At 37.8% G+C, this 16,549-nt stretch carries 20 protein-coding genes; 17 read left to right on the top strand and 3 right to left on the bottom strand.

The window, feature by feature from the left end:
* The first annotated feature begins 45 nt into the window (after window positions 1–45).
* Together K8L98_RS21255 and K8L98_RS21250 are read left to right on the top strand one after the other, a co-directional pair.
* A complete protein-coding gene (locus K8L98_RS21255) occupies window positions 46–333 on the top strand; it encodes a hypothetical protein (protein WP_243550983.1) in 288 nt (95 codons plus the stop codon).
* Window positions 334–412: 79 nt separating this feature from the next.
* Complete coding sequence (locus K8L98_RS21250) at window positions 413–802, top strand: YueI family protein (RefSeq protein ID WP_223437909.1); 390 nt, start codon at window positions 413–415, stop codon at window positions 800–802.
* A 22-nt stretch (window positions 803–824) separates the two neighbouring features.
* Here K8L98_RS21250 and K8L98_RS21245 read toward each other — a convergent pair whose 3' ends face one another.
* Window positions 825–1,043, bottom strand: coding sequence for a hypothetical protein (locus tag K8L98_RS21245; protein ID WP_223437907.1), 219 nt, complete (start codon window positions 1,041–1,043; stop codon window positions 825–827).
* Window positions 1,044–1,263: 220 nt separating this feature from the next.
* Between K8L98_RS21245 and K8L98_RS21240 the strand changes: the two genes are divergently transcribed.
* The gene (locus K8L98_RS21240) at window positions 1,264–2,517 is read left to right on the top strand and encodes a S8 family peptidase (RefSeq protein WP_223437905.1); all 1,254 of its coding nucleotides are present in this window, start codon (window positions 1,264–1,266) and stop codon (window positions 2,515–2,517) included.
* Window positions 2,518–2,667: 150 nt separating this feature from the next.
* Here K8L98_RS21240 and K8L98_RS21235 read toward each other — a convergent pair whose 3' ends face one another.
* The gene (locus tag K8L98_RS21235; RefSeq protein WP_223437903.1) at window positions 2,668–2,808 is read right to left on the bottom strand and encodes a lipoprotein; all 141 of its coding nucleotides are present in this window, start codon (window positions 2,806–2,808) and stop codon (window positions 2,668–2,670) included.
* A 139-nt stretch (window positions 2,809–2,947) separates the two neighbouring features.
* Between K8L98_RS21235 and K8L98_RS21230 the strand changes: the two genes are divergently transcribed.
* The 7 genes from K8L98_RS21230 to K8L98_RS21200 all read left to right on the top strand — a co-directional run bounded on the left by K8L98_RS21230 (window position 2,948) and on the right by K8L98_RS21200 (window position 10,215).
* Window positions 2,948–4,219 (top strand): tetratricopeptide repeat protein, encoded by a 1,272-nt coding sequence (locus K8L98_RS21230; RefSeq protein WP_223437901.1) that lies wholly within the window; start codon window positions 2,948–2,950, stop codon window positions 4,217–4,219.
* 184 nt (window positions 4,220–4,403) lie between these two features.
* Window positions 4,404–5,306: an aldo/keto reductase gene (locus K8L98_RS21225; protein WP_223437899.1), complete on the top strand. Its 903-nt coding sequence runs from the start codon at window positions 4,404–4,406 to the stop codon at window positions 5,304–5,306.
* A 150-nt stretch (window positions 5,307–5,456) separates the two neighbouring features.
* Window positions 5,457–5,900 carry an Rrf2 family transcriptional regulator gene (locus K8L98_RS21220; RefSeq protein WP_223443652.1) on the top strand — a complete coding sequence of 148 codons (444 nt, stop codon included), beginning with the start codon at window positions 5,457–5,459 and terminating at the stop codon, window positions 5,898–5,900.
* Between the two features lie 85 nt (window positions 5,901–5,985).
* Entirely contained in the window at window positions 5,986–6,636 is a 651-nt protein-coding gene (locus K8L98_RS21215) for a DsbA family oxidoreductase (protein ID WP_223437897.1), read from the top strand.
* Window positions 6,637–6,760: 124 nt separating this feature from the next.
* A complete protein-coding gene (locus K8L98_RS21210) occupies window positions 6,761–7,396 on the top strand; it encodes an NAD(P)-dependent oxidoreductase (protein ID WP_223437895.1) in 636 nt (211 codons plus the stop codon).
* 142 nt (window positions 7,397–7,538) lie between these two features.
* On the top strand, window positions 7,539–8,147 hold the full coding sequence (locus K8L98_RS21205; RefSeq protein ID WP_223437893.1) for a pyroglutamyl-peptidase I: 609 nt from the start codon (window positions 7,539–7,541) through the stop codon (window positions 8,145–8,147).
* 88 nt (window positions 8,148–8,235) lie between these two features.
* Window positions 8,236–10,215 (top strand): methyl-accepting chemotaxis protein, encoded by a 1,980-nt coding sequence (locus K8L98_RS21200; RefSeq protein WP_223437891.1) that lies wholly within the window; start codon window positions 8,236–8,238, stop codon window positions 10,213–10,215.
* 20 nt (window positions 10,216–10,235) lie between these two features.
* On the opposite strand, the gene K8L98_RS21195 is transcribed toward K8L98_RS21200, so the two are convergent.
* Complete coding sequence (locus K8L98_RS21195) at window positions 10,236–10,526, bottom strand: YuzC family spore coat inner layer protein (RefSeq protein ID WP_223437890.1); 291 nt, start codon at window positions 10,524–10,526, stop codon at window positions 10,236–10,238.
* 248 nt (window positions 10,527–10,774) lie between these two features.
* On the opposite strand from K8L98_RS21195, the gene K8L98_RS21190 reads away from it, so the two are divergent.
* The 7 genes from K8L98_RS21190 to K8L98_RS21160 all read left to right on the top strand — a co-directional run bounded on the left by K8L98_RS21190 (window position 10,775) and on the right by K8L98_RS21160 (window position 16,472).
* Window positions 10,775–11,002 carry a hypothetical protein gene (locus K8L98_RS21190; protein ID WP_223437888.1) on the top strand — a complete coding sequence of 76 codons (228 nt, stop codon included), beginning with the start codon at window positions 10,775–10,777 and terminating at the stop codon, window positions 11,000–11,002.
* 241 nt (window positions 11,003–11,243) lie between these two features.
* On the top strand, window positions 11,244–11,384 hold the full coding sequence (degQ, locus tag K8L98_RS21185) for a degradation enzyme regulation protein DegQ (RefSeq protein WP_101567816.1): 141 nt from the start codon (window positions 11,244–11,246) through the stop codon (window positions 11,382–11,384).
* A 172-nt stretch (window positions 11,385–11,556) separates the two neighbouring features.
* Window positions 11,557–12,468, top strand: a complete 912-nt coding sequence (locus K8L98_RS21180) for a polyprenyl synthetase family protein (RefSeq protein ID WP_223437886.1) — start codon at window positions 11,557–11,559, stop codon at window positions 12,466–12,468.
* A 4-nt stretch (window positions 12,469–12,472) separates the two neighbouring features.
* On the top strand, window positions 12,473–12,634 hold the full coding sequence (comX, locus tag K8L98_RS21175; RefSeq protein ID WP_223437884.1) for a competence pheromone ComX: 162 nt from the start codon (window positions 12,473–12,475) through the stop codon (window positions 12,632–12,634).
* A 29-nt stretch (window positions 12,635–12,663) separates the two neighbouring features.
* Window positions 12,664–14,976: a sensor histidine kinase gene (locus K8L98_RS21170; protein ID WP_223437882.1), complete on the top strand. Its 2,313-nt coding sequence runs from the start codon at window positions 12,664–12,666 to the stop codon at window positions 14,974–14,976.
* A gap of 80 nt (window positions 14,977–15,056) precedes the next feature.
* Window positions 15,057–15,698, top strand: a complete 642-nt coding sequence (locus tag K8L98_RS21165; RefSeq protein ID WP_223437880.1) for a response regulator transcription factor — start codon at window positions 15,057–15,059, stop codon at window positions 15,696–15,698.
* Between the two features lie 87 nt (window positions 15,699–15,785).
* The gene (locus K8L98_RS21160) at window positions 15,786–16,472 is read left to right on the top strand and encodes an SIMPL domain-containing protein (RefSeq protein ID WP_223437878.1); all 687 of its coding nucleotides are present in this window, start codon (window positions 15,786–15,788) and stop codon (window positions 16,470–16,472) included.
* Window positions 16,473–16,549 lie beyond the last annotated feature (77 nt).

Here is a 16,549-nt window from a genome sequence, read left to right as displayed (position 1 = left end):
CTTTGATTTAAACACTATATGCTGCCGAAGAAGTACAGGTGAAACTTGACAAGGAAATCCCCTAAGGGAATGCAGAAAAATAATGAAATGTTTATAGAGGATATCATAAGAAAAAAAAGAATTATAGTTAATGTAAGCGTTTCCTTTTTTTCTGCAGTTATAGAAAACAAAGAGAAGGGTAAAATGCATAGTAAGGAAGATTCGGAGGGAGAGCTGATCATGAAAGATGCTAACTTTTTCAAAGGAATGATCTGGGCAACCATTCTTAGTGTTCCATTATGGGTATCCTTCTTCGGGTGGATTAAAATTATTTTATCATATACTGATTGGTAAACAATCGTATCATTTTATGTCAGCTTTCTGCTCTGATAGACTTATCCTATAATGGACTTTAGACAAGGAGAATGACATCATGTCAGACGATCAGATCGATTTATATATCAAGCAGGGAATTTACGGAACGTTTGAAACGAAGCCGGAAGAGAGAAATGTTTACCTCGGCACATTAAGAGAAAGAATATATGTGGCTCTCACCATTGGACAAGTGAGACAAAATAAAATATACAGTGAAGTGCTTGCCTCATTGGAAACAAGAAAGAACCAAACACTCTTTTTAAATGGAACAATAGATTATGGAGCCTTGTCTAAATATATCAAGGCTGCAAATAAAGAGAAAATCCCATTTACCATTGTAAGCGATCAAAACGACACAAAAATAGGATTAATCGTTGCTTCTGATCATGCGATTGATCATAAAGATATTTATGTGAGAGATAAAATATTTGAACAGACTTTTAAATAAACACAGGGGAGCCTGTGTTTTTTTAAATTCTATATATGATATAAAAAATCAGAATCCAAATTGGAATCGATAGGATAACTCCGTAAAAACAGCCTTTTGCAAATGCCTGATCTTCCCTCATCACATACCCCGCGATTTCTGTCTTATGATTAATATATCTCTTGATGCCGTTATTAATCAATGAATCCTTTGTCTTAAATTGTCGATTAATCTTTAATTTGCTGCCTGTAATAGGATTCATGAACCACCTCACGAAGGTGGTTTTTTTAATTTAAAGCTTTTTTAAAATAAACAGCGGGCTAATAGAGGGATATGGATTAAAAACTAGCATCAATTAGCATAGCTTTACAACAAAGTTATTAGTAAATTTAGATTATTGTGATAATGGTTAATATGTTATATATTTATTTTGCTTATAGATTAAAGTTATAAAACACTAACATTTTGAGAGGGGAAAAGAAATGAAAATCGGTAAAGCGTTTGGAGCTGCAGTATTAAGTTTATCAATGAGTCTTTCAATGTTTGGGACAGCCGCTTTTGCAAGTGAGCAGGTAAAAACAGATGTGAAACATGAATCAATTCGTGTAGTAATCAAGGGAACTGATGCAGAAAAGGGTAAAGTGAAGAAAAGTCATCAGGTCCGGCGCGATTTTGGGAAAGATGGATTTACAGCAACCGTTACACAGAAACAATTAGAAGCACTGCAGAAGAACAGCAAAATCAAGGTTGGAAAAGTTCCGACTTTTAAAGTAGCTGCCGGAAAGCCGATTCAGACAATGGCCCTTCCAAGCACAAGAACCCCATGGGGAATTAAAGCCATTTATAATAACAGCTCGCTGACATCAACTAGTGGAGGTGACGGCATTAAAATAGCTGTTCTTGATACCGGAGTTCAGACAAGCCATATTGATTTGTCGCAAAATGCTGAGCAGTGCAAAGATTTTACAGTTGGGACAACTTATACTAATAATTCATGCACAGACCGCAATGGACATGGAACACATGTTGCAGGAACGGCACTTGCAAATGGCGGTTCTGATGGACAGGGAATCTACGGTGTGGCACCTCAATCTGAGCTTTGGGCATACAAAGTACTGACAGACAGCGGTTCTGGCTACTCAGATGATATTGCAGCTGCTATCAGACATGCTGCAGATGAAGGAACACGGACTGGTTCTAAAGTCATCATCTCAATGTCTCTTGGGTCAAGCAGTAAAGATAGTTTAATTGCAAGTGCAGTAGACTATGCTTATGGCAAAGGTGCATTGGTTATCGCAGCAGCCGGAAACTCAGGATCAGGCAATAATACGATTGGATATCCTGGCGCTCTAGTAAATGCTGTTGCTGTTGCGGCTCTTGAAAATGTTCAGCAAAATGGAACATACCGTGTGGCAAACTTCTCTTCACGCGGTAACTCGGCAACAGATGGAGACTATATTATTGGAGAGCGTGATATTGAAGTCTCAGCTCCTGGTGCTGCTATTGAATCAACTTGGATCAACAGCGGTTACAACACGATCAGCGGTACATCTATGGCAACTCCTCACGTATCTGGGCTTGCTGCGAAAATCTGGTCTTCTAATAAAGGCCAAAGCAACGTTCAAGTTCGTGCAGAGCTGCAGCGCCGTGCAAAGCTGTATGATATAAAAGGCGGCATTGGTGCGGCAACAGGTGATGACCACGCATCAGGCTTTGGATTTGCAAGAGTTCAATAATAAGAGAGCAAAAGAGCTTCCCCATCTGAATCGGGAAAGCTCTTTTGCTATTTCGTCATACTATATTTGGTTCAAATCTTTGAAAATATGTTTTAATAGATAGATATAGAGTGAAGCCATATATCTTCAGAAGTTTATTTAAAGCAGCTGTTAACTATATTGGTTGGCTTTAATAATTCTTGGCCATTCTTCGTCAGCAGTGTGGATATTTTGCTCAGCTTTAGAGCATCCAGTTAAGAGGATTGCCGTACCAAGTGCAAGTAATAAAAGATGTTTTCTGATTTTTTTCATCTCATAGCCTCCATTAGTTCTTTTATTTTAACATTTTAGAAATAAGTAACATTTTGTTATAATTATCTGACAATTAAAATATATACAATTATTCAATTTCTTGTCAATACATATTCAAATTTTTATCAGGAGGCGCCGTATGAATACCGTTGGAATGAAATTAAGACAGCTGAGGAAAAAACAAAAATTGACTCAGAGCGAGCTGGCAATTGGAATAGTGAACCGCAGCTACATCAGCCAGCTTGAAAAAGGAATGGTCCAGCCTTCTTATAAACTGCTGTTGAAATTCAGCGAAAGACTGAAATGTGATATTCACGATTTTTTCGAAGAAGAGGATAAATCACTTCTGTCTTTTGATATAAAAAAAGCTCTTTCCAGTTTGGAATATGCAGTGATAAATGATGACTTTGCAGATGCTGTTGAACATTTAAACGACTTAGAAAAAAATCTTGAATCATTGAACCAAAATGATCTTGCTCTCTATTATTTTTGCCAGGGAAGGATTCTGCAGCGGGTAAAGCTTCAAATGGACGAGGCCATTGCAGCTTATGAAAAAAGCTACGAATTATTCTGCAGCCTGCAATATTCTGAAGAGAGACTCAGAACCAGCAATTATTTGACGACCTTGCTCATTAACCAGGATCAGTTATCAAAGGCATTTTCTTATTTAAATGAGGCTTATGACGACTCAATTGCTTTCAAGGCTTCAGGTGTAGAAAAAATATCTTTACTGAATAACCTTGGTCTTGCACATGCAAAAAAAGGAGAATTTTATTCTGCGATCCGCTTTTTGAAACAGGCACTGGCTATCAGCAGCAAAACATCCATTTACTATCAAACAGGTGTTATATACATGGTGCTTGGCTTGTGCTATAGACGAATGAATGAGTATGAGAACGCGAGTGCGGCCTACGCAAAAGCTTTGCTGTTTTTCGAAGGGACAGACGATCCGCTGAATTTGGCGGGCACATATACCAACTTAGGTATCCTCAGCAGATATTTATTGGATGCTGACAGTGCGATGTCCTATCTTCAATCTGCACATGAAATTTACAAACGGGAAGGTGATGTAAAAGGAATATTAAATACGCTGTATGAGCTGGCCGTTACCTATTATGAGGCAGGACAGGATGATGAAGTACTAAGACTTTATGAAACGTTCCTGGAAGTTTATTTAAGTGATTTCAGCGATTTTAAATATAAATTTCTGCATTTAATCGGAGATTTGCATCACCGGAAAAATCAACAGGAAGAAGCTCTGAAGTTCTATTATGAGATCCTGAATCATTCTGTCCTGGTTGGAGATTCCTCTATCGTAAAAGAGGTCCTGAAAAAAATAGCTGAAATAGCCTATATTACCAAAAATGAAAAAACACTTTTCTATGTTGTAGAAAAATACTTAAAGCTGTAAAACACAAGTTGCTCTCCCCTGAGGAAATTCATGAATGCTATATGGAAGCTGTTCTTTGGTCAAATCATCTTTTAACCCATGATGAAATTGCACATACGAGCTGACAAGAGCCGGCAGGATTCAAATTCAGCTATTTTGAAGCCTGAGCGCATTCAGTTAGAATGATAAGGAAAGGAGAATGATTATGCAGAGAATACAACTTACTGAAGATCTATCATTTTCAAGAATCATTCATGGATTATGGCGTCTTTCTGACTGGAACATGTCAAATGAAGAAGTGCTTAAATTAATAGAGGATTGCTTAGAGGCTGGCATTACAACTTTTGATCACGCGGATATTTACGGAAATTACACATGCGAAAAAAAATTTGGGGATGCACTTGCACTAAAGCCAGAGCTCAGAAAGCAAATGGAGATTGTCACGAAATGCGGCATTAAACTTGTCTCAGACAATCGCCCTGAACACAGTATTAAATCATATGATACAAGCAAAGAGCATATTTTGGCTTCTGTCAATAAGTCCCTTGAAAACTTTCAGACTGATTACATAGATGTTCTGCTTATACACCGTCCGGATCCTTATATGGATCCAGTACAAGTTGCAGAGGCGTTTACACAACTTAAAAATGAAGGCAAAGCCCGCTATTTTGGTGTGTCGAATTTTAAACGCTCACAGTTTAAAATGCTTCAATCATACTTGGACTTCCCGCTGATTACGAATCAGATTGAGCTTTCTGCCTACAATCTTGAGAACTTCGAAGATGGCACGCTTGACTTATGCCAGGAAGAAAGAATAGCGCCGATGGCATGGTCTCCGCTTGCTGGAGGATCTATTTTCTCTGCTGATGACGAGAGAGCTAAGAGCCTGCGTGATAAACTTGAGAGAATCGCTCTCGAAATCGGTGCAAAAGGGATTGATGAAGTCCTTTATGCATGGCTGATCTGCCATCCCGCAAACATTATGCCGATTGTCGGTTCAGGTAAAATGAGCCGCATCGAGTCCGCTATTTGCTCACTTGATTTAACATTAACACGCGACCAATGGTTTGATATCCTGCAGGCAGCAATGGGACGAGAAGTCGCATAGTTTGAAAACCTCCGCTTATGGCGGGCGGAGGTTTTTTAGTTTAGAATCAGAAATAATATGGAAAGCTGCCGAATGTCTACATTAAATAATAACTAGCTGTTGACATTTATTTTTGTTGTAACTATAATGGTTACATCGGAGGTGATTAAGATTAAAATAAGCAGCCGATTTACGATTGCTGTTCATATTTTAACTCTAATAAAGCAAAATCCGCCTTCTGATTGTACTTCTGAATTTATGGCTGGGAGTGTAAACACGAACCCAGTGATCATAAGAAAAATATTGTCCTATCTGAAAAAGGCAGGACTTGTGGAAGTGCGGCGCGGAGCCGGTGGAGCTTATTTGCTGAAAGAATTGCATGACATCACATTACTCGAGGTTTATCGTGCAGTTCAAGTAGTTGAAGAAGATAAGCTGTTTCATTTTCATGAAAAGCCAAATCCGGATTGTCCAATAGGTGCAAATATTCAGAGCGTGCTGGAGCTTATTCTTGTTCAAGCACAGGAAGCTATGGAACAAGTATTAGAAAGCATCACGATGGACCAGCTGTTTACAACACTGCAAAATCAAATACAAAGTGAAAAGAAAGTATAGCATTCTTCTGAATGCTTAATTTTTCACCTCGGTTGTAACCGTATTGGTTACAATGGATAATTTTTAAAAAGCGAGGAATTAAGCCATGACATTAAAAATTAAAGCTTATTCAGATTTTATTTGTCCGTTTTGTTTTTTAGGGAAGGGACCTTTGGATGAAATAATTAAGGAAAAGGATGTGGAGGTAGAATGGATGCCTTTTGAACTGCGTCCAAGTCCTGCTCCAAAAATTGATCCTTGGAAAGAAGCAGATAAATTAGGTTCCTGGGACTCCTTTATTTTGCCTGCATCAAAGCAGCTCGGCGTTGAGATGCTCTTGCCGCGCCTTTCTCCCCATCCATATACCCATTTAGCTTTTGAGGGATGCCAGTTTGCAAAGGATCATGGAAAAGGAAATGAATTTCACCATAGAGTATTCACTGCATTTTTCCAGGAAGAACAAGACATTGAGGATGTAGAAGTATTAACAATATTAGCTGGTGAAGTTGGCCTGCCTAAGGAAGATTTCAGAGACGCTCTGGTAAAACGCAAATATCGAGAGGTTCATCAGGAGGCTCTGAGACATGCTTATGAAGATGCTCGGATTACAGCCGTTCCTACATTTATTATTGGGGACGAAGTGATTCAGGGATTGGCAAGCAAAGAAAGACTGGCACAAGTCATTGATAAGGAATTAGATAAAAAGCACTTACTTTCCATAGATGGTTTGCAGTGTGATCTTAATGGCGATTGCTAAGGCAATTTTCATTTGAACAGCCGGGGAAAAGACCATTCCTGCCTTTATTTTGTAACCGGAAAAATGAATTTGGGAGAGTTAGGTTATTTTTAAAAAAATCGAATAAAATTCGGAGGGATTTATAATGAAAATTGCAATTATTGGAGCCGCTGGCAAAGCAGGCAGCCTTATCATGGAAGAAGCGCTGGAAAGAGGCCATGAGGTAACAGCTGTCGTCAGGGAGGCTTCAAAAGTGAAAAACACAAATGTTCAAGTAATCGAAAAAGACCTTTTTAACCTTGAATCCAATGATTTAAAACCATTTGATGCGGTGGTTAACGCGTTTAATGCTGCTCCTGGAAAAGAACATCTTCATGTTGACGCCGGAAGAGTGCTCATTCAGGCCTTGGAAAACAGCACTAATACGAAATTAGTTGTTGTTGGAGGAGCAGGCAGTTTATTTTTAGATGAAGAAAAAACAACACGGGTAATGGATGATCCAAATTTTCCTGCAGCTTATTTCCCTACTGCAAAAAATATGGGAATCAATCTTGATGAACTTCAAAAAGCAGAAACAGTAAAATGGACATATATCAGTCCTTCAGCAAACTTTGATCCTCAGGGTATAAAAACAGGCACATACCATTCAGGGAAAGATCATTTATTAACGAATTCTCAAGGTGAAAGTTATATCAGCTATGCAGATTATGCCATCGCTGTTGTTGATGAAATCGAAAAACCGAAACACAAAAATGAGCGTTTTACAGTAGTGTCTAAATAATCTTCATGAAAAGAGCAAATGCGTGCCTTAATCCGTATTTGCTCTTTTATTCATTCGGCCAGCATTTACTCTGCATCATTTAATAACCTGAATTTTCTGATATAATAATTTCATTCGAGTGACTAAATAAGGGGACAAAAGAATGAAAAAGGTATTGTTAACAGGATTTGAACCGTTTTTGCATTATACAATTAATCCAACAGCTGAAGTTGTGAAGCAATTGCATGGACAATCTATCGGTCAATTTGAAGTCTGCGGAAAAGTACTCCCTGTTCAATTTTCAAAAACATGGGAGCAATGCCATGTTCATATTGAGGAGGAAAAGCCTGACGCCGTATTGCTGCTTGGGCTTGCAGCAGGCAGATACAAAATTACTCCTGAAAGAGTGGCCATTAACTGTGCTGATGGCGAAAAGGATAATGAGGGAATTGTAAAACAGGATGAATGGATACAGTCCGATGGACCAGATGCCTATTTCAGCACACTGCCTATCCGAACATTTGTAAATGTGCTGCAGGAAAAAGTGCTGCCTGCAGAAATATCCAACACTGCCGGAACCTACTTGTGCAATTATATTATGTATCAGACTTTGCACTATTTTAAAAAAGCAGATCGGGACATTCCAGCAGGATTTATTCACCTTCCTGCATCACATGAGCTTGCTGTGGAAATAGGGAATGTTCCAAGTTTTTCTCAGCAGGATTTAACAAAAGCTGTTTCTATCATGATCCAGCATCTATCAGAGGCTTAATCGACTTTCTTTTTTTTTTTTAGCCTAATATTTAGTGCTGAATTGACGATATAACCCCTATACACAGAAACTAGTGGGGGAAATGAAAATGTTCAATAAGCTTCAAGTTAAAATTACTTTGTTTTTGGCGCTCATCATCATAGCAGCGCTTTCTGCCGTACAGATCTTCTCACATTTTTATCTGCAATCGGAAATGCACGAAGATGCAAAAAGAAATGGTACAGGCATTATTCAGCAGCTGAAAAGCAATATTGAATTAAGTCTGAGTGATTATGAGAAAAGCCTCATCAGGTTTGGAAAAGATAATCAGCTCGTCAGATTGTTAAGTGAAGAAGGAAATGAAGCAGATGTTTCACAGCAGTTTCAAACCTTTCTAGAGACGAACAAGCAGGTAAGCTTGATTTATGCAGGGAGCGAAAAAAAATCGCTGTTCATTCGGCCTTCGGTCGAACTTCCTGAGGATTTTGATCCTACAACAAGGCCCTGGTATACTCTGGCTAAAGAAAGCCCGGATAAGGTGGTATGGACTGAACCTTATGAAGATGCTGTAAAGGGCAGCTATATTGTGACTGGTGCGAAAGCAATTGTGAAAAATAATGAGGTAATAGGTGTCATTGCCTTTGATTTGTCGTTAGATGCGGTCAATGACATAGTGAACAGCGTAACAGTTGGTTATAGCGGATATTCCTTCTTAATTGATCAAAAAGGGATAGCATTGTCTCATCCAAAAGAACAGGGAAAAGACTTATCTAAGTTAGATTTTATGAAATCTGTGATGGAAAATAAAAAAGGGTTAGTAGAATATGTTTTTGAATCTGAAGACAGAATGCTTTATTTTGAGACAATTAACGGATTGAACTGGAAGATTGGAGCGGTTTATAAATATGATGACCTAATGGAAACGGCCAATACAGTTTCCTTAACAAGTACGCTGATTACACTTGCAGCACTTTTTATTGCTGTTGTAATTGGATATTTCGTCTCTAAATCAATTGCAAATCCTATCATTCGTATAGGAGAAAGTGCAAAAGCCGTAGCAGCGGGAGATTTAACTCTCAAAGTGAACGTTTCGAATAAGGATGAAGTTGGAACGCTGGCAGAAAACTTCAACACTATGGTTTCTGAAATGAAACGCATGATTAAGGAAGTGGATTTGTCTATCACAACGATCAATGATTCCGCAGAGAATTTAAGTGCGGTTTCTGAAGAAACGATGGCAGCCAGTGAGCAAGTTGCAGGTGCAATGGAAGATGTTGCAAGAGGAGCATCTGAACAAACTTCTGATGTTGAAAATATGAATGAACGCACAACCAGCCTATCTTTGAAGATTACTAAAGTAAATGAATCCATTTCACATATTCAGACCTTGTCTGCTAAGTCAGAGCATGCAAGCTACGATGGGCTGGAAAAATTAAATGTTCTTCAGGTTAAATCAACAGTATCGAATAAAGAGCTTGCTTCAGTGGAAGGAGTATTATCTGATCTTGCTGGTAAGATTAAACAAATTGAAGAAGTGGTGACGGTCATTTCAGCCATTTCGGATCAAACCAATTTGCTGGCTCTAAATGCAAGCATTGAAGCTGCAAGGGCAGGAGAGAGCGGGAAAGGATTTGCTGTAGTCGCAGCTGAGGTAAGAAAACTTGCAGAGCAGTCAGCCAGAGCTACTGGCAGGATTACGGAAACGATTTTCGGCATTCAGCAAGAATCCATTAAAGCAGTTGATGCAATGATTCGCACAAAGGAAATGAATAATGAACAGCATAAAGCAGTTCAAAATTCGGGTGAGGCCTTTCAGACCATTGCAGTGATGATGAGTGAGCTTTCACAATCCATTTCGACTGTCACTGAAGATATTAGAGAAATGACACTGCAAAAAGAACAGGTTATAGAATCAATAGTAAATATCTCGGCCATTACAGAACAATCTGCTGCAGCTGCAGAAGAGGTAAATGCTTCAACAGACGAACAGCTCAGAGCTCTTTCAACAGTTGCAGATTCAGCTGAAAATTTAAGCGAAGCCACTAAGCAGCTTCAGGAGCTAGTGAAAAGATTTAAAATTGGAGGATGACGATACTCGTCATCCTTTTTTTACCATCTCAGCACCAATATTAACTTGCAGCAATTCAAGTCAGGATTTTTATAAGAAAGGATGAGTCTGACACTGTCCGGATTAAACTCAGTTTCTAACTCATTTGTAATGCCGGAAGCGAGCAAAAGTTTTTTTACCAAGACGCTGTTGGATGCCTGAGCGGCAGCCATGATCTTTTTTGTCTGTTCTTTTGAAGTTGAGAGGTAAGTGGTCAATTTTTTAGCATCAGTCAATAGTCCATCCGTTTGTGAAGCGGAATGAACAAATTGACTTGAATCAATTTCCGGCATAGGTCTCCTCGTACATTGATAACATGGGAAATGAGCTGGATAATAAGGGTTGAAATAAAACGGCCGTAACCATTGTTGCCTTTGCACCCGCAAAATAATTCACCTCCGAGTGAACTTGCTTCTTATATATATGTTAGGTTTCTTGTCCGTGCTTTTTCTATAAAATGAAAATGTTGCAGGAATACTGCTGCTTATGTCGAACTTGGATAATTGTTAAACTACTTTTTTCGGGGGAGGTTCAGCTCTCTATGCGCGTGCGGCCATCCATATATGTGCTGGATGATAAAACGGTTGCGGTATTTTCGGTTGCAGAAGGCGAATGTAAGGTTAAAATGGAGTGTTTACTGTCAGAACAGGGAATTCTGGATTACACCTTAGAGTTTAGCGGACCGATTGAAAAGAGAGATGAACTGACGAAAATTGCGCTGCAAGAAGCACAGAACATTTATTTGAACACAATTATTGCCGCAAAGTGACAAGTCCCTGTATCTGGGGCTTTTTTTTTGTTAAAAATTATGAAAATGGAATTATATTCTATCTGTATAAAAACAGATACAATGGACTATTGCGCCGTTTGCGGTATCACGCATTGATTATTTCGCATTATTTTCGGTGAAAATACTTTCTGCATCCTATAAAATTTGAAGTAGGGAAGATCAAAACAAGTGTTTCGTTCACCATGCATAATTTGATCTTTTACAGAGGAGTGTGGAAACGATGAAAAAGCACAACATTGAAGAAATAACTCAATTATTGAAACGTCTTGAGAAAGAAATTCAGGAAACGAAACAGTCACTAAGATCAATTAATAAAAGCATTGATAAGTATGATAAATACTCCTTTATAAACGTGTCATAAGACTTGGCCTTTCGAGCCAAGTCTTTTTTTTTATGTCTATTTTTTCAAAAATATGTTAAATGTTTTATATTTATGTAAAAACATTGTTTTATATCTACTATATTGGTCGCGAATATTGTAATATAATTTCGAAGGGGTGATTGCAATTAGATTACATTTGGACTATAAAGATATGATTTGCAGTCAGAAAGCTGCAATTTCTTCATATATAACGAACAAAGAGTTATTGCATCTTATCCTGTCGTTCTCAGAAACGAAAAAAACCTTTCCGTTCGGTCAATTGACACATTTGCATTACACAGCTTTTGGCGGAGAAGAGAAGGAAATCATTCATCTGTCAGCTGCAGTTGAACTGCTTGCGCTATCATTCGACATCTTAGATGATCTTGAAGACCTAGATAACTATGAAGAGCCATGGATGAAAATAAACCCATCTCTCTCACTGAATGCCGCTACTGCTATGTATACAATCAGTCTGCAAATGCTTCATGAATTATCAAGCGTACATAAATGGAAGATCATCAGCACGTTCCAGCGTTTTGCCTTGCAGGCAATGGAAGGTCAGCACGCAGATCTTCAAAATGAAATCGCAACTGAAGAAGAGTGCATCTCTATGATTGAAAAAAAATCAGGTTCACTGATTGCTTTAGCATCAGTCACAGGCGCCATGCTTGCCGCAGGAGAAGAATTAACATGCGTTGAACATTATTCCTATCAAATAGGACTTGCTGCCCAAATTGAAAACGATTACCGTGATTTATTTCATGAACATAAAAATGATCTATCTGCACAGAAAAAATCGCTGCCGCTCCTCTTTCTAAAAAGAGGGTTTAACGAGCATGCAAAGGAGCTTACCGATTTTATTTCAAGCAGTGAAACATTTATTGAACACTACGGGAGTATTGATGCATTTAAATCGAAATTGTTACAATCTGGTGTTGTCCATTACCTGAATGTAATGAAGCAAATTGCGATTCAAAAGGCTTCAACCCTGATTGCAGAATTACCCTTACCTCAAAATCAAATTGAGCTTCTAAAGTCTCAATTGATCATAAATTCAGCTGAAAATAAAAGGAGAGATTAAAGCCATGCAGGAAATCGTAAATTTTCTAGTAGAAAACCCGGAAGTAATCGAAAAAGTAGCTAACGGTGAAGCAAGTTTACTGGGTGTGAAAAATGTGGATGAAGTGTTAGGATTAGTAGAAGGACTGTTGAGTACAGCTAGAACGACGAACTTGTATTGGTATTAGAGTTTAGCTTAAATTAAGAAGGTTTTAAAATGAAATATTTAAACTTTAACAAATTATATTTTATTACACTATTTTTTAGTTTTATTTTAGTCGTGTATTTTTTAGCAATAGGTATTAAATACCCTTACGTAGGTGCCAGTGTTAGATTCAATGATACAGATAAGCTAGAAATAACGCTTATTGAACCTAACACTTGGGCTTCAAAAGTCGGTTTGAAAATAGGCGATACTGTAACCAGAATTAATCATGAACATGCACATGAACACTACCCTGCAGTTCGCTATGGGATGCTTGAACAGTTAGAAAATGTAACAATTGAAAGAAACGGAAACGATATTAGTTACATTGTTAAAGATTCAATAATAAGTCACCAGAGTCTTTTTTTAGTTGTGGTTCCTATTATTTTATATGTCCTTTGTTTATTTTGCAGTTATTTTATTTATAAAACAAATAAAAAATTAAAATTGCAGTCAGCGTTTCTACTAAATATTTTCCTATTAATGATTACATTAGCTCATTTCAGCGGAACAGGTTCTTCTAGAGGAGATGTGTTAAGTAGGTACTTGAATCTAAGCTTCTTTTTATCAGTACCTGTTACCTATATGTCTTTTCTATATTACTACTTTAAAGAATTGGGTGAAAAACTTTTCTCTGAAAAGTTTTTATATGTGTCTTTCTTAATTGTAGCTATTAATATAGTTGCAGAACTTTGTACAGAAACTGTGAATCTTTCTTATAGTTTTTTCTATATTTTCGTAAAAAACTTAAATTTAGCTTCGTTTGTCATTTTATTTGCTTTAACCTTCATTGTTAAATTTGTAGGATTAAAAAAAGTTAGATACTCAGCACAAGGCTACCTGGTTAAAATTTTAATAATAACAAATATTGTTGCATTCTCACCTTTTGTTTTACTATACATTTTGCCGTATGTCTTTTTAAATAGACATATTTTCCCGCCTAATATATTGGCAGCATTTTTATTATTAATTCCTTTTTCTTTGGTTTACCAATTTCTCGCTACTAAAATTTATGATATAGAATTTATTTTAGGACGTGTCAGATACTACGCTTTACTAGCAGTTTTACCTACTGTTGTGTGTGTAAGTATTATGTTAATTATTAAAGAGAATAGCCCAACATTCTATCCAATTAAACTATCAATCTTCATCTATATCACAATGCTTGTAGTCTTTTATATTAAGGAAATTCTCGACTTCCGCTTTCGCTTTAAACGTTTTTCCGAAAAATACAATTATCAGGATAGTATTTTTAAATATACGCAAAGCATTCGAAAGGCAAACAAGCTTCATCATGTAATTAATGAACTGAAACAGGTGATTACAGATGTATTGCTTGTCAGCAGGGCGAATTATGTTGAAGTGGATAAGAGCGGGAACATCATTTCAGTCGAGATTAATATGAAGGGTACAGATTATCTTTCATATGAAAAAGAGATTAAGAAGGCAACCCAAGAGATCGGAAAGATTATCGAAGTGGATCGCGGTTTTGTGATTAATGTAGGGGAGACAGATGACCGAAGTTATGTCATGGTTTGTTTGTCTATGCTTAATACTCCAATGCTGAACCGAGATGAAATTTCCTGGTTAAAGACGCTTTCTTTTTATACGAATATATCCCTTGAGAACTTCCTTAAGATAGAAGAGCTGATGAATCATTTACAGAAGATTAAGAGCGAAGGCAGTAACCCGGCCTGGCTTACGAAAGTTTTATTTTCAATAGAGGAAAAACAGCGTTCTAACTTGGCAAAGGATTTGCATGATTCTGTTTTGCAGGATTTAATTTCTTTAAAGCGGCAAAGCGAGCTCGCCCTAGCTGAGCTTGAAATGGCTCCGACTGTTTTCAGGGATCAGCTGAAGGATATGAACAGCTCGATGACCAATATCATCAAGACTACGCGGGAAACGTGTCAGGAACTTCGTCCGCAGCTTTTATATGATCTTGGGCTAGTAAAAGCCTTGCAGAAGCTTGCAGCTCAATATAATGAGTCCGCAGCCTTTGATGTGAGATTAAATACAGGAAACTTCACTAAAGCGATTGATATTGATACACAGCTGAATTTGTACCGGATCGTTCAGGAGCTTTTAACAAATGCCGGAAAGCACTCCAATGCACTCAATGTTCTGATAATGCTTGTTTGCATAAAGGATAAAATTGTTCTTCATTATGAGGACGACGGCATCGGTTTTGATCAAAGTGAACTGTATTCCAATAATCAAAGCATGGGTCTTTCCGGTATAACGGAGAGAGTAAAAGCACTAAACGGCTCCCTTCATATTGAGACTTCAAAGGGAAATGGCTTTAAAGTAGTTGTAGAAATCTGAAAGAATAGTTCAGACTTGGCATTTGCCAGGTCTTTTTTATAAAATAGAGACTAGATGCTCGGAGCAGAGAGGTTGATTACATGATACATATTTTAGTTGTGGATGATCATCCAGCAGTACGTGAGGGAACAAAAGCGATATTGGAAACAGAGCCGGATGTCAGGGTATCCTGCTTAAATCCCCCTTATTCAATTGATGTTATTAAGCATATCAGCTTTCATGAATACGATGTTGTCCTGATGGATATGAATCTCGGAGATATTAATGGAATGGAGCTTTCCACAGAAATTATTAAGCACTCCGAGGATTGCAAGATTATTCTGTATACAGGCTACGATGTAGAAGATTATTTTGAAGAGGCAATTCGCCTTGGGATTCACGGGGCGATCAGCAAAACAGAGACAAAGGAAAAGATTCTTTCTTCCATTCGGCATGTTCTCTCAGGTGACATTGTTGTGCCGTATACCTACTTAAAATCTCTCATTCTTCAGCAAAAAATGAAAAGCAGTTCCGGTTCAAATGATATAGAAGCATTGAATGATCGTGAGAAAGCCATACTGCAAGAGGTTGAAAGAGGTCTGACGAACCAGGAGATTGCCGATAAGCTTCATTTAAGCAAGCGGTCAATTGAATACAGTTTAACCTCTATTTTTAATAAATTAAATGTCGGTTCAAGAACAGAAGCTGTGTTAATTTCAAAGTCAGAAGGAATTATTGATTAGTGTGCAAGTACCATTCTTGCGCACTTTTTTTTATTGCTCAGGCATATAGATGGAAAAGAGTGTTAGATTCTGAGAGGAGTGAGGCTTATGTTTCCGGTGTATGGGCAGCCTTTTGATCCGGCTTACAGAACAAGCGTGAGAGAACCAAAATCAAAAAACATGATCTCTGTTCGCGGGACGGGAAGAGTGGAAGCAAAACCAGACACAGCCGTTCTTCAGCTTGCAGTAGTTACTGTGAACAAAGATGTAACTGCAGCTCAGCAGGAAAATAAAAGACGCGTTAATCAGCTTATTCGAGCCCTTCAGTCAATTGGAATAGAAGAACAGCAAATTGAAACCATTTCCTACACCGTTTTTCCTCAATACGATTATAGTGCGGGTACGGATCCAGTCTTAAAAGGGTATGAAGTGACCAATACAATATCCATCACAACTCAAAATTTAGATGAGATTGGTTTGATTTATGATACAGCCTTTTCTAATGGAGCCAACCGGGCAGATTCTGTACAATTCTCGCTTTCCAACCAAGAAAAGTGGATAAATGAGGCTCTGAACCTTGCTGCAAAACAAGCTTTGGATAAGGCAGCAGCAATTGCCCATTCCTATCAGCTCAATCTGCATCGCAAGCCTGTAAAAATAACCGAAGAACCTAGAGGATTTTTCCCATTGTCTAAAGAATTAAGTCTAGGTGCACAATCTTCAGGACAGACCCCTGTTTTTGCAAGGAAAATTGAAATTGTTGCAGAACTGACGGTTTTGTTTACGTATCAGTAAGCATAAGTTTACAAACTTTAAACTTTCTCTCAATATCGCCATCATAATCCTGCGCTAAGATGGAATCTAATTACAGA

The organism is Metabacillus dongyingensis (assembly GCF_019933155.2).
Lineage (GTDB): Bacteria > Bacillota > Bacilli > Bacillales > Bacillaceae > Bacillus_P > Bacillus_P dongyingensis.
Note: the sequence above shows the minus strand (reverse complement) of the source record. Positions and strands in the feature narration are given on the sequence as shown.

Bases quoted from the DNA above. Each gene is read 5' to 3' on its own strand.
- degQ (WP_101567816.1), top strand. From the start codon at position 11,244: ATGAAAAAGCACAACATTGAAGAAATAACTCAATTATTGAAACGTCTT.
- K8L98_RS21240 (WP_223437905.1), top strand. From the start codon at position 1,264: ATGAAAATCGGTAAAGCGTTTGGAGCTGCAGTATTAAGTTTATCAATG.
- K8L98_RS21170 (WP_223437882.1), top strand. From the start codon at position 12,664: ATGAAATATTTAAACTTTAACAAATTATATTTTATTACACTATTTTTT.
- K8L98_RS21210 (WP_223437895.1), top strand. From the start codon at position 6,761: ATGAAAATTGCAATTATTGGAGCCGCTGGCAAAGCAGGCAGCCTTATC.
- K8L98_RS21250 (WP_223437909.1), top strand. From the start codon at position 413: ATGTCAGACGATCAGATCGATTTATATATCAAGCAGGGAATTTACGGA.
- K8L98_RS21230 (WP_223437901.1), top strand. From the start codon at position 2,948: ATGAATACCGTTGGAATGAAATTAAGACAGCTGAGGAAAAAACAAAAA.
- K8L98_RS21215 (WP_223437897.1), top strand. From the start codon at position 5,986: ATGACATTAAAAATTAAAGCTTATTCAGATTTTATTTGTCCGTTTTGT.
- K8L98_RS21180 (WP_223437886.1), top strand. From the start codon at position 11,557: ATGATTTGCAGTCAGAAAGCTGCAATTTCTTCATATATAACGAACAAA.
- K8L98_RS21205 (WP_223437893.1), top strand. From the start codon at position 7,539: ATGAAAAAGGTATTGTTAACAGGATTTGAACCGTTTTTGCATTATACA.
- K8L98_RS21165 (WP_223437880.1), top strand. From the start codon at position 15,057: ATGATACATATTTTAGTTGTGGATGATCATCCAGCAGTACGTGAGGGA.
- comX (WP_223437884.1), top strand. From the start codon at position 12,473: ATGCAGGAAATCGTAAATTTTCTAGTAGAAAACCCGGAAGTAATCGAA.
- K8L98_RS21195 (WP_223437890.1), bottom strand. From the start codon at position 10,526: ATGCCGGAAATTGATTCAAGTCAATTTGTTCATTCCGCTTCACAAACG.
- K8L98_RS21200 (WP_223437891.1), top strand. From the start codon at position 8,236: ATGTTCAATAAGCTTCAAGTTAAAATTACTTTGTTTTTGGCGCTCATC.
- K8L98_RS21160 (WP_223437878.1), top strand. From the start codon at position 15,786: ATGTTTCCGGTGTATGGGCAGCCTTTTGATCCGGCTTACAGAACAAGC.
- K8L98_RS21190 (WP_223437888.1), top strand. From the start codon at position 10,775: ATGCGCGTGCGGCCATCCATATATGTGCTGGATGATAAAACGGTTGCG.
- K8L98_RS21245 (WP_223437907.1), bottom strand. From the start codon at position 1,043: ATGAATCCTATTACAGGCAGCAAATTAAAGATTAATCGACAATTTAAG.
- K8L98_RS21225 (WP_223437899.1), top strand. From the start codon at position 4,404: ATGCAGAGAATACAACTTACTGAAGATCTATCATTTTCAAGAATCATT.
- K8L98_RS21235 (WP_223437903.1), bottom strand. From the start codon at position 2,808: ATGAAAAAAATCAGAAAACATCTTTTATTACTTGCACTTGGTACGGCA.